At 57.7% G+C, this 12,150-nt stretch carries 9 protein-coding genes; all 9 read right to left on the bottom strand.

Annotation, left to right across the window (positions count from 1 at the left end):
- Nucleotides 1-32 precede the first annotated feature (32 nt).
- Nucleotides 33-3,554 (bottom strand): DNA polymerase III subunit alpha, encoded by a 3,522-nt coding sequence (gene dnaE, locus ACX3YD_RS22050; RefSeq protein WP_458960981.1) that lies wholly within the window; start codon nt 3,552-3,554, stop codon nt 33-35.
- An 84-nt stretch (nt 3,555-3,638) separates the two neighbouring features.
- Complete coding sequence (gene rnhB / locus ACX3YD_RS22045; RefSeq protein ID WP_103403607.1) at nt 3,639-4,265, bottom strand: ribonuclease HII; 627 nt, start codon at nt 4,263-4,265, stop codon at nt 3,639-3,641.
- Nucleotides 4,266-4,276: 11 nt separating this feature from the next.
- Entirely contained in the window at nt 4,277-5,407 is a 1,131-nt protein-coding gene (gene lpxB, locus ACX3YD_RS22040; protein ID WP_090467448.1) for a lipid-A-disaccharide synthase, read from the bottom strand.
- Nucleotides 5,408-5,409: 2 nt separating this feature from the next.
- On the bottom strand, nt 5,410-6,186 hold the full coding sequence (gene lpxA, locus ACX3YD_RS22035) for an acyl-ACP--UDP-N-acetylglucosamine O-acyltransferase (protein WP_047526326.1): 777 nt from the start codon (nt 6,184-6,186) through the stop codon (nt 5,410-5,412).
- Nucleotides 6,183-6,623, bottom strand: coding sequence for a 3-hydroxyacyl-ACP dehydratase FabZ (fabZ, locus tag ACX3YD_RS22030; protein ID WP_007940511.1), 441 nt, complete (start codon nt 6,621-6,623; stop codon nt 6,183-6,185). The genes lpxA and fabZ overlap by 4 nt, the downstream gene beginning before the upstream one ends.
- Nucleotides 6,624-6,731: 108 nt before the next feature.
- Nucleotides 6,732-7,787: a UDP-3-O-(3-hydroxymyristoyl)glucosamine N-acyltransferase gene (gene lpxD / locus ACX3YD_RS22025; protein WP_458960980.1), complete on the bottom strand. Its 1,056-nt coding sequence runs from the start codon at nt 7,785-7,787 to the stop codon at nt 6,732-6,734.
- Nucleotides 7,788-7,790: 3 nt separating this feature from the next.
- Nucleotides 7,791-8,294: an OmpH/Skp family outer membrane protein gene (locus ACX3YD_RS22020; RefSeq protein WP_007990260.1), complete on the bottom strand. Its 504-nt coding sequence runs from the start codon at nt 8,292-8,294 to the stop codon at nt 7,791-7,793.
- A 45-nt stretch (nt 8,295-8,339) separates the two neighbouring features.
- On the bottom strand, nt 8,340-10,718 hold the full coding sequence (gene bamA / locus ACX3YD_RS22015; protein WP_047526317.1) for an outer membrane protein assembly factor BamA: 2,379 nt from the start codon (nt 10,716-10,718) through the stop codon (nt 8,340-8,342).
- Nucleotides 10,719-10,790: 72 nt separating this feature from the next.
- Nucleotides 10,791-12,143: a sigma E protease regulator RseP gene (rseP, locus tag ACX3YD_RS22010; RefSeq protein ID WP_047526316.1), complete on the bottom strand. Its 1,353-nt coding sequence runs from the start codon at nt 12,141-12,143 to the stop codon at nt 10,791-10,793.
- Between the last annotated feature and the right edge of the window lie 7 nt (nt 12,144-12,150).

Genomic DNA, 12,150 nt, shown 5'->3' with positions numbered 1-12,150 from the left:
TCAAGGCCAGAGCCATCCAACAGCCCTGACCGTCAACGGTATTGGAGGAAGACGTTGTCTCGCCCGAACTGGTCACGCAGGGCTTGAATCAACGCATCCGCCGGATCGATTCGCCAGCCTTCGCCGAACTGCAGCAAGGCTTTCGCATCGGGACTGGTGTAGTCCATGGTGATCGGGCACGCACCACGGTGACGCTTGAGCAGTTCACCCAGCCAGCGTAGCTGATCACCTTTCAAATCTTTGGCGTGCAGCTTCAGACGAAGGCTCTCTGCCAGATTGGTACGCGCATCTTCCATGCTCATCACCCGCTTGACCCGCAACCGCAGGCCGCCGGAGAAGTCATCGTTGCTGACTTCGCCTTCGACCACCACCATTGCATCAGTCTGCAAGAGTGATTGCGCGGAATGGAACGCATCGGCAAACAGCGACGCCTCGATCCGCCCCGAACGGTCGTCAAGGGTAATGAACCCCATCTTGTCGCCCTTTTTGTTCTTCATTACCCGCAGGGCGATGATCATGCCGGCGACCGTCTGGGTATCGCGCGCAGGCTTGAGGTCGATGATGCGCTGACGGGCAAAACGGCGTATTTCACCTTCGTATTCGTCGATCGGGTGGCCAGTCAGGTACAGGCCCAGGGTATCTTTTTCCCCTTTCAACCGCTCCTTGAGGGTCAGCTCCTTGGCTCTGCGATGGTTGGTGTAAACATCGGCATCTTCTTCGACGAACAGACCGCCAAACAGATCGGCATGGCCGCTGTCGTGGGTACGGGCAGTCTGCTCGGCAGCCTTGATCGCCTCTTCCATCGCGGTCAGCAGGACGGCACGGTTGCGGTCGATATTGGCTTGATAGGCCTTCGGTTCATCGTGAAAGTACGGGCCAAGACGATCCAGCGCCCCGCTGCGGATCAAACCGTCGAGGGTGCGCTTGTTGATGCGCTTGAGGTCAACCCGGGCGCAAAAATCGAACAGATCCTTGAACGGACCGTCCAGGCGCGCTTCGGTGATCGCCTCGACCGGCCCCTCCCCCACGCCCTTGATCGCGCCCAATCCGTAAATGATCCGGCCTTCGTCGTTCACCGTGAACTTGAACTCCGATGTGTTCACGTCAGGTGCGTCGAGACGCAGCTTCATCGTGCGCACTTCCTCGATCAAGGTCACGACCTTGTCGGTGTTGTGCATATCCGCCGAAAGCACCGCCGCCATGAACGGCGCCGGGTAGTGCGCCTTGAGCCATGCCGTCTGGTACGAGACCAGGCCATAAGCCGCGGAGTGGGATTTGTTGAAGCCGTAACCGGCGAATTTTTCCACCAGGTCGAAGATGTTACCGGCCAGGTCGGCATCGATATTGTTGGTGGCGCAACCTTCAATGAAGCCGCCACGCTGCTTGGCCATTTCTTCGGGCTTTTTCTTACCCATCGCCCGACGCAGCATGTCTGCACCGCCGAGGGTGTAGCCGGCCATGACCTGGGCAATCTGCATCACCTGTTCCTGATACAGGATGATGCCGTAAGTGGGCGCCAATATGGGCTTGAGGCCTTCGTATTGGTAATCCGAGTGTGGGTACGCCAGTTCGGCACGACCGTGTTTACGGTTGATGAAGTCATCCACCATGCCCGATTGCAGCGGGCCGGGACGGAAAAGGGCCACCAGTGCGATCAAGTCTTCCAGGCAGTCGGGCTTGAGCTTCTTGATCAGCTCTTTCATGCCGCGGGATTCGAGCTGGAACACCGCCGTGGTTTCGGCTTTTTGCAGCAGCGTGTAGGTCGGCTTGTCGTCCAGCGGGATGAACGCAATGTCCAGCGGCGGCTCGTTGACCTTGGCGCGGTCGCGGTTGATGGTTTTCAGGGCCCAGTCGATGATCGTCAAGGTCCGCAGGCCGAGGAAGTCGAACTTCACCAGCCCGGCGGCTTCAACGTCGTCCTTGTCGAACTGGGTCACCAGGCCATCGCCCGCTTCATCGCAATAGATCGGCGAGAAATCGGTCAATTTGGTCGGAGCGATCACCACACCACCGGCGTGCTTGCCGACGTTACGCACAACGCCTTCGAGCTTGCGGGCCATCTCCCAGATTTCGGCGGCTTCTTCATCGACCTTGATGAAGTCACGCAGAATTTCTTCCTGTTCGTAGGCCTTTTCCAGGGTCATGCCGACTTCGAACGGAATCATCTTCGACAGACGATCCGCCAGGCCATAAGACTTGCCCTGCACCCGCGCCACGTCGCGCACCACAGCTTTTGCCGCCATCGAACCGAAGGTGATGATCTGGCTTACCGCGTTGCGGCCGTATTTCTCGGCCACATAGTCGATCACCCGATCGCGACCGTCCATGCAGAAGTCGACGTCGAAGTCGGGCATGGAGACCCGTTCCGGGTTAAGGAAACGTTCGAACAGCAGGTCATATTCCAGCGGGTCGAGGTCGGTGATCTTCTGCACATAAGCCACCAGCGACCCGGCACCCGATCCACGGCCTGGCCCCACCGGCACACCGTTGTTCTTGGCCCACTGGATAAAGTCCATCACGATCAGGAAATAACCGGGGAATCCCATCTGGATGATGATATCCAGCTCGAAATTCAGCCGGTCGACATAAACCTGACGCTTGGCCTCGTAGTCTTCAGTGGTGTCCTTGGGCAGCAGGACCGCGAGACGCTCCTCAAGGCCATCGAACGAGACTTTGCGGAAATACTCGTCGATGGTCATGCCATCGGGAATCGGGAAGTTGGGCAGGAAGTGCGTGCCCAGTTTGACTTCGATGTTGCAGCGTTTGGCGATCTCGACCGTGTTTTCCAGCGCTTCGGGAATATCGCTGAACAGCTCGGCCATTTCCTCGGCGCTTTTGAGGTACTGCTGATCGCTGTAATTCTTCGAACGCCGCGGATCGTCAAGCGCGCGGCCCTCACCGATGCAAACGCGGGTTTCGTGGGCGGCGAAGTCTTCCTGCTTGATGAAGCGCACATCGTTGGTCGCCACCAGCGGCGCACCGATTTTCTCGGCCAGCGCCACGGCACCGTGCAGCTGCTCTTCGTCGTTGGGGCGATTGGTACGCTGGATTTCCAGATAGAAGCGGTCCGGGAACACCTCCATCCATTCGCGTGCCAAGGTTTCGGCTTCGTCCGGGTTGCCACTGAGCATCGCCTGGCCGATCTCGCCTTCTTTCGCCGCCGACAGCATGATCAAGCCTGCGCTGGCTTCAGCGACCCACTCGCGCTCGATGATGATCGAACCGTTGCGCTGGCCGTCGATAAAGCCGCGGGAAATCAGCTCGGTGAGGTTGCGATAACCTTCGGCGTTCATCACCAGCAGGCTGATCCGGCTCAGCGGATTGTCCGGATCCTTGTTCGACAACCACAGGTCGGCGCCACAGATCGGCTTGATCCCGGCGCCCATGGCGGCTTTATAGAATTTGACCAGGGAACACATGTTGTTCTGATCGGTGACCGCAACGGCAGGCATGTTCATGCCGACCAGGGTCTTGACCAGCGGCTTGATCCGCACCAGACCGTCGACCAGGGAATATTCAGTGTGCAGGCGTAGATGAACGAATGAAGCCGGCATAGTGATCCTGTCTAGAAACTAGAAACGTGAAGACAACAAGGCCCGGATTGTACCGGGCCTTGGCAAAAAAAATCAGCCTTGCCGCTAACTCTCGATCAGGCGTTCCCGCGCCTCATACGCCAGGCGCACCGGGGCAAACGAGCGCCGATGGATCGGGGTCGGCCCCAGACGAGCGAGCGCTTCAAGATGGACTGGCGTCGGGTAACCTTTATGCCCGCCAATGCCGTAGCCAGGATAAATCAATTCGAACGCAGCCATTTCACGGTCACGACTGACCTTGGCCAGAATCGATGCAGCCGCGATGGCCGGCACCTTCCCATCACCCTGCACCACCGCTTCGGCGCGCATCGGCAATTTAGGGCAACGATTACCGTCGATCATCGCCAGTTTCGGCTGTATATGCAGCCCCGCTACCGCGCGCTGCATGGCCAGCATGGTGGCATGGAGGATGTTCAGCTCATCGATCTCTTCGACTTCCGCGCGGGCGATGCACCAGCTCAGGGCTTTCTCGCAGATTTCATCATAGAGTTTTTCCCGGCGAGCTTCGGTGAGCTTCTTCGAGTCATTCAAGCCGAGAATCGGACGGTTCGGATCGAGGATCACAGCCGCAGTCACCACGGCGCCACAGAGCGGACCGCGACCGACTTCGTCGACGCCGGCAACCAACTCTTCCACATCAGCGACCAAGGTGAAATCCAGCCCCATCTGCATGCTTGTTTTACTCATTGTGCTTGGCCGATCAAATTCAGCACCGCATCCGCCGCCTGATTAGAGGCATCCAGACGCAAGGTACGGTGGATTTCGTCAAAACCGCGAGTTTGCTCTTCCCCACCCTCGATCAGCGGCGACAGGGTCTGGGCCAGCGCTTCGACCGTCGCATCGTCTTGCAGCAACTCGGGCACCAGCAGTCGCTGGGCCAGCAGGTTCGGCAAGGAGACGTAGGGGCTTTTGACCATCCGCTTGAGAATCCAGAACGTCAGCGGCGCCAAGCGATAAGCGACCACCATTGGGCGTTTGTACAACAGGGCTTCAAGCGTTGCCGTGCCGGACGCGATCAGCACTGCGTTACACGCGGCCAGGGCCAGGTGGGACTTGCCATCGAGCAAGGTCAGCGGCAGATCGCGGCCGACCAACAGCTCTTCAAGCTGCGCGCGACGCTGCGGGTTGGCACACGGCAAGACAAACCGCACGCCCGGACGCAGTGCCCGCAGGCGTTGGGCCGTGTCGAGAAACAATGCACCGAGACGGCCCACTTCGCCGCCGCGACTGCCGGGCATCAGCGCGACCAAGGGCCCGTCAGGCAATCCAAGCTCGGCCCGCGCTGCGGCACGGTCGGCCTCGAGCGGAATGGCATCGGCCAGGGTGTGCCCGACAAACCGCACTGGCACGCCCTTCTCTTCATAGAACTTTGCTTCAAACGGAAACAGCGTCAGCATCAGGTCGCAACCTTCACGAATCTTCAGCACGCGCTTCTGTCGCCAAGCCCAGACCGACGGACTGACGTAATGCACGGTCTTGATCCCGGCCTGACGCAGCTTGAGTTCGATATTGAGATTGAAATCCGGGGCATCGATTCCGATGAACACGTCCGGCTTCGCGGCAATCAGGTCTGCGACCAGTTTCTTGCGACGTGCCAGCAACTCGCGCAATCGGCCAAGTACCTCAACCAGGCCCATGACCGACAGGCGCTCCATCGGGAAGTATGAAGTCAACCCCTCAGCCTGCATCAGCGGGCCACCGACACCGATGAATTCGATTGCCGGGTGTTGAGCCTTGAGCGCACGCATCAGCCCCGCGCCCAGAATGTCACCGGAAGCCTCACCCGCCACCAGCGCAATACGCAGATTGGCCATGATTAGCGGGTGATGCCGCGCGTCGAAGACTGGATGGAGTCGCGGAACACCGCAACTTCCGGGAATTGCTCCGAAGGTTCGGCCAGTTCGGCGAGTGCTTGCTCAACCGTCAGGCCCTGGCGATAGACCACCTTGTAGGCACGACGCAGGGCGTGGATCGCATCTTCGCTGAAACCGCGACGGCGCATGCCTTCGAAGTTCATGCTACGGGCTTCGGCCGGATTGCCGAACACCGTAACGAACGCGGGAACGTCCTTGCCGATGGCGGTACCCATGCCGGAAAAGCTGTGGGCACCAATGTGGCAATACTGGTGAACCAGGGTGAACCCGGACAGGATCGCCCAGTCTTCAACGTGCACATGACCGGCAAGTGCGGTGTTGTTGACCAGAATGCAGTGGTTTCCGATGACGCTGTCGTGACCGATGTGGGCATAGGCCATTATCAGGTTGTGATCGCCCAGGGTGGTTTCCGAACGATCCTGAATGGTTCCACGGTGAATGGTCACGCCTTCGCGAATGACATTGTGGTCACCGATCACCAGGCGAGTTTCTTCGCCCTTGTACTTCAGATCAGGCGTGTCTTCACCTACCGAGGAGAACTGATAGATGCGGTTGTGCTTACCGATTCGGGTTGGGCCCTTAAGAATCACATGCGGCCCGATAACCGTCCCCTCGCCGATCTCCACACCTGCGCCGATGATCGACCACGGCCCGACCTCGACACCGTCAGCCAGGACGGCCGTCGGATCGATGATTGCGCGAGGGTCAATCAAACTCATAGTTTACGTTCCGCGCAGATGATTTCAGCTGAGCAGACTGGCTTGCCATCGACCGAAGCCTGGCACTCGAACTTCCAGATCTGACGCTTGCAGCTGATGAACTTGGCTTCAAGAATCAACTGATCACCCGGCAACACCGGCTGGCGGAAGCGTAGCTTGTCGGAACCGACGAAGTAATAAAGGGTGCCATCGGCCGGTTTCACGTCGAGCATCTTGAAACCAAGGATCCCGGCAGCCTGAGCCATCGCTTCGATGATCAGTACGCCCGGCATGATCGGATGCGCCGGAAAGTGACCATTGAAGAAAGGTTCGTTGATGCTGACATTCTTGTAGGCGCGAATGCGCTTGCCTTCCACATCCAGATCCACGACCCGGTCCACCAGCAGGAACGGGTAACGGTGAGGCAGGTATTCGCGAATCTCGTTGATGTCCATCATTTCGGGGGGAAGCCTATGTAAAGATTGGGAGCGCGCGACTTACGCGCACTCCTCTAGCAAATCAAGGACACAGTCTAGCGGCTGCGCACATTTGATATGGAAATGGTATCAGCCATCTGAAGCAGCATTACCGTCAGGGGTCACTTCCCCTACTTGCTTTTCCAGCTGTCGCAAACGCCGTGCGATGTCATCGAGCTGACGGATACGGGCCGCGCTTTTGCGCCACTCGGCCGCTGGCTGCATTGCCGTACCGGAAGAATAGGAACCTGACTCGGTGATCGAGTGAGTCACCATGGTCATCCCGGTAATGAAAACGTTGTCGCAAATATCGATATGTCCCACCAGCCCTACGCCACCGGCGAGCATGCAATGCTTGCCGATTTTGGTGCTGCCGGAAATGCCCACGCACGCGGCCATGGCCGTGTGATCACCAACCTGGACGTTGTGGGCGATCTGAATCTGGTTGTCGAGCTTAACGCCATTACCAATGATGGTATCGGCGAGCGCGCCGCGGTCGATGGCAGTATTCACGCCAATTTCCACGTCGTCACCGACCAGAACGCCACCGATCTGGGCAATTTTCTGCCAGATACCCTTTTCGTTGGCAAAACCAAAGCCTTCGCCACCGAGTACGGCACCCGACTGGATGACCACTCGTTTGCCGATGCGCACGTCGTGATACAGCGTGACACGCGGAGCGAGCCAGCCGCCTTCGCCAATGACGCTACGAGCACCGATGAAACAGTGCGCGCCAACGGTTGTCCCCGCGGCAACTTGCGCACCGCTCTCGATGACTACAAACGCTCCGATACTCGCCGCCGGATCGACCACCGCGTCCGCCGCAATGACTGCGGTCGGATGAATACCGGCGGCCGCCTTGGGCTTGGGATCGAACAGGTGAGAAATGCGCGCGTAGGCAGCGTATGGATCAGGCACCACCAGTACATTACCGGCAAACCCCTCAGCATCAGCGGCTTTCAGCAACAAGGCTGCAGCCTGGCTGCCTGCCAGGTATTTACGGTATTGGGGATTTGCGAGAAAGCTCAACTGAGTTGGGCCAGCCTCCTGCAAGGTGGCTAGCCCAGTAATTGCCTTCTCCGCGTCGCCACGTAATGTGGCACCGAGGAACTCGGCCAGTTGGCCGAGTTTGATAGTCGCAGTCATGGATTACTTCAGCTGATTCATGCGCTCGATAACCTGGCGCGTGATGTCGTACTGAGGCTTGACATCGATCACTGCGCCACGCTCGAAGACCAGGTCAAAAGCACCTTTCTTGATGACTTCTTCCACAGCGCTGTCCAGTTTCGGCTTGAGCTGTTTCAGCATTTCACGGTCGGCAACGGCTTTGGCTTCGTTCAGTTCCTTGGACTGGAACTGGAAGTCACGAGCCTTTTGCTTGAATTCAAGCTCCAGACGCTCACGCTCGCCTTGCTGCATTTTGTCGCCACCGGCCATCAGACGATCCTGAATACCCTTGGCACTGCTTTCCAGTGTCTTGAGCTTGGTCAGTTGAGGACCGAATTTTTTCTCGGCATCCACGGCGTACTTCTTGGCCGCATCGGATTCCAGCAGGGCCATCTGATAGTTCAGAACGGCGATTTTCATGTCGGCAAAAGCCGGGCCTGCTACCAGTACGGAAGCCAGGAGAACCAATTGAGTCAACTTACGCACGATGCACTCCTACAAAATCCATTGTCGTTATCTTGGGTCAGACGCTTAGAACGTCTGGCCGAGGGAGAATTGGAACACTTGAGTCTCGGCATTGCTGTCCGGCTTTTTAACTGGCATCGCTAACGCGAAGCTCAACGGACCAAGGGCGGTCACCCAAGTCACACCAACACCCACAGAACTGGCCATATTGCTCAGGCTGACGTCGTTACATTGAGTGTTGGACTTCGAGCCATCGGCATTGGTGCTCTGCTTGCAGGTCGAATCGAACACGTTACCCACATCCCAGAATACCGAGGTGCGCAACGAACGCTGGTCTTTCACGAACGGCAACGGGAACAGAAGTTCTACACCACCCTGAATCAGGACGTTACCACCAAACGGCAATGGATCCTGGTCTGGATCGACTGCTGTTCCCGGGTTCACGCCCCGGCTCGGGGTACTGCGAGGCCCCAAAGTGCTGTCCTTGAAGCCACGAACCGAGTTGAAACCACCAGCATAGTAGTTTTCATAGAACGGCAAGCCATCAGTGGAACCATAACCATCGCCATAACCCAGTTCGGTGTGGAGGCGCATGGTGTAGTTTTCAGACAACGGCTGGAACAATTGACCGCGGTAATCCAGCTTGAAGAATGACAAATCGCTGCCCGGGGTTGTTGCTTCCGCAGTCAGGCTTTGGGAATGACCACGGGTCGCCAGTACGCCTTTGTTCAGTGTGGACTCGGACCAACCGGCCGAGGCCTTGAAGTTCAGGTACTGATCACCTTGCTGGTTAACGAAGTCGAAAATTTCGTCGACGGTGTAAAGACCCGTCTTGATCTTGTCTTGTTGCGCAGTCAATCCGAAGGTCAGACGTGACGTCTCGCTGATCGGATAACCGACGCTGACGCCCGCTCCCAGGCTGTCAACGGCGTAGCTGGCTACGTTGACATCAAGGTCTTTGTAGTCGGTGGTGCGATAGAAGGCGTTGTAACCCAGGCTCACACCATCAGCGGTCCAGTACGGGTCGACATAACCGAAGTTATAGCGACTTTGATATTGGCTGCGAGTCAAGCCGATGCTGACCTTGTTACCCGTACCCAGGAAGTTGTTCTGGGTAATCGAACCACCAAGGATCAAACCGGCACTCTGGGCAAAACCGACGCTGGCGGTAATCGAACCGGACGCTTGTTCTTCAACGCTGTAGTTCACATCCACCTGGTCATCGACGCCAGGTACGGCCGGCGTCTCAACGTTGACTTCCTTGAAGAAGCCCAGTCGCTCCAGACGTGTCTTGGATTGGTCGATCAGGTAAGTCGACGCCCAACCGCCTTCCATCTGACGCATTTCACGGCGCAGCACTTCGTCCTCGGACTTGGTGTTGCCACGGAAGTTGATGCGGTTGACGTAAGCACGCTTGCCCGGATCCACAGCGAAGGTGATGTCTACGGTGTGGTCTTCATCATGAGGCTGCGGTACGCCGTTGACGTTGGCGAAGGTGTAACCCTCGTTACCCAGACGACGGGTGATCAGCTCGGACGTAGTGGTCATCAGCTTGCGCGAGAACACCTGGCCTTTCTGCACCAGGAGCAGGGACTTGACCTGATCCTCTGGAACCTTCAGGTCGCCGCTCAACTTGACGTCACGAACGGTGTACTTGTCGCCTTCGTTGATGTTGACGGTGATATAGACGTGCTTTTTGTCCGGAGTGATGGACACCTGGGTCGAAGCGATATCCATGTTGATATAGCCACGGTCCAGGTAGTAGGAACGCAGACGCTCCAGGTCACCGGACAGTTTTTCACGAGCATACTTGTCGTCGTTCTTGAAGAACGACAACCAGTTGGTTGTCTTGAGTTCGAACAGGTCGATCAGGTCTTCATCCGGGAAGACCGTGTTGCCCACCACGTTGATGTGCTGGATAGCCGCCACGGTGCCTTCGTTGATGTTGACCTTCAAACCGACGCGGTTGCGCGGTTGAGGTACCACTTCGGTGTCGACGGTGGCGGAGTAGCGACCCTGAGCGACGTACTGGCGCTGCAGCTCGTTACGTACACCTTCAAGGGTCGCACGCTGGAAGATCTCGCCTTCGGCCAGACCGGACTGCTTGAGGCCCTTCATCAGGTCCTCAGTGGAAATCGCCTTGTTACCTTCGATCTCGATACTGGCGACCGACGGACGCTCGACTACAGTAATAACCAGGACGTTGCCATCGCGGCCCAGCTGGATATCTTGAAAGAAACCGGTTTTGAACAACGCACGAGTGGATTCCACCAGGCGATGATCATCCGCCTGTTCACCGACGTTCAACGGCAAAGCACCAAAGACGCTACCCGCGGAGACCCGCTGGAGGCCATTGACGCGAATATCAGAGATAGTGAAGGACTCGGCGTGAACTTCGGCGATCATCAATACGGTGAGAACCGCAGTTAGCAGCAGACGTTTCATGAAGTCCTTTCTTATTCCAACTGGCAATAAACAAACTGCCGCAAAATGCGGCAGATTCGCAATTCAGCGACGTTACAGACGACCCAGATCATTGACCAGAGCAAGCAACATCACTCCGACCACCAAACTGATACCGATCTGTATCCCCCAACCTTGCACCCGATCCGACAAGGGACGACCACGCGCCCACTCAATCAGATAAAACAACAAATGCCCCCCATCCAGCACAGGAATGGGCAGCAAATTCAGAACTCCCAGGCTAATACTCAGATAAGCAAGGAAATTCAGGAAATCAGCGACACCCGACTGGGCCGAAGCGCCCGCCACTTTAGCAATGGTTATCGGTCCACTCAAGTTTTTTACCGAGAGCTCGCCGAACAACATTTTCTTCAGCGAATCCAGGGTCAGCAGGCTCATGGTCCAAGTACGCCGCGCCCCCTCCCCAATCGCGGCCACCGGACCGTAACTGACCTCCCGAATCATCTCCGGCGGCCAGTCGACAGGCTTGACCCCAGCCCCCAGGTAACCACTCGGTGCCTTCCTGTCGCCACGCGCAGCCAGTGTCACAGGGACGTCGATTTGAGCACCCTCGCGCTCGACCCGCAGCATGATTTTGGTATCAGGATGCATACGGACGGTGTCGACCACTTGCTGCCAGTCATCCAGCGCCTTGCTGTCCAGCGCCAGCAGTCGGTCACCGGTTTTCAGGCCAGCAGCCTGCGCCGGGCCCTTTGGATCAAGTTCAGCCAGGACCGGCGGCAATGCCGGACGCCAGGGACGGATACCCAGCGATCGAATCGGATCCGGCTCATCAGCCCCCTTGAGCCACTTATCAAGGGCCAGCTCACGCGGAGAATCGACCGTGGAGCCTTGTTCACGAACCAACACTTGCAGGGAACCGCTTTCCCCGAGTCGACGGACCAACTGCAAATTCACCGCCGCCCAACCGGAAGTCGGCTCACCGTCGATGGAAACAATTTCCTGACCCGGGTTCAAACCGGCCTTGGCGGCGATACTGCCAGACTCTACAGCCCCGATGACCGGGCGCACCTGCTCGCTGCCGAGCATGGCCAGCACCCAGAAAAACACCAGGGCCAACAGAAAGTTGGCAATCGGCCCAGCCGCTACGATGGCAATACGCTGACGGACGGATTTTCGATTGAAGGATTGGTCGAGTTGATCGACAGGTACTTCGCCTTCACGCTCGTCAAGCATCTTGACGTAGCCACCCAGCGGGATGGCAGCCAAAACGAATTCAGTGCCTTTTTTGTCGTGCCAGCGCAGCAGTGGCATTCCGAAGCCAACGGAGAAGCGCAGCACTTTGACCCCACAGCGACGCGCGACCCAGAAATGGCCGAACTCGTGGAAGGTAACCAGCACGCCCAAAGCTACCAGGGTGCCGACAATCATATAGAGCGCGCTCATCTATTTT

This window comes from Pseudomonas fluorescens group sp. PF-1 (genome assembly GCF_054481335.1).
The sequence above is the reverse complement of the archived record's forward strand: the minus strand, read 5'-3'. Positions and strand labels throughout refer to the sequence as shown.

Excerpts from the sequence above, each read along its gene's own strand:
- dnaE (WP_458960981.1), bottom strand. The coding sequence starts at position 3,554 with ATGCCGGCTTCATTCGTTCATCTACGCCTGCACACTGAATATTCCCTG.
- rnhB (WP_103403607.1), bottom strand. The coding sequence starts at position 4,265 with ATGCAGATGGGGCTGGATTTCACCTTGGTCGCTGATGTGGAAGAGTTG.
- lpxB (WP_090467448.1), bottom strand. The coding sequence starts at position 5,407 with ATGGCCAATCTGCGTATTGCGCTGGTGGCGGGTGAGGCTTCCGGTGAC.
- lpxA (WP_047526326.1), bottom strand. The coding sequence starts at position 6,186 with ATGAGTTTGATTGACCCTCGCGCAATCATCGATCCGACGGCCGTCCTG.
- fabZ (WP_007940511.1), bottom strand. The coding sequence starts at position 6,623 with ATGATGGACATCAACGAGATTCGCGAATACCTGCCTCACCGTTACCCG.
- lpxD (WP_458960980.1), bottom strand. The coding sequence starts at position 7,787 with ATGACTGCGACTATCAAACTCGGCCAACTGGCCGAGTTCCTCGGTGCC.
- bamA (WP_047526317.1), bottom strand. The coding sequence starts at position 10,718 with ATGAAACGTCTGCTGCTAACTGCGGTTCTCACCGTATTGATGATCGCC.
- rseP (WP_047526316.1), bottom strand. The coding sequence starts at position 12,143 with ATGAGCGCGCTCTATATGATTGTCGGCACCCTGGTAGCTTTGGGCGTG.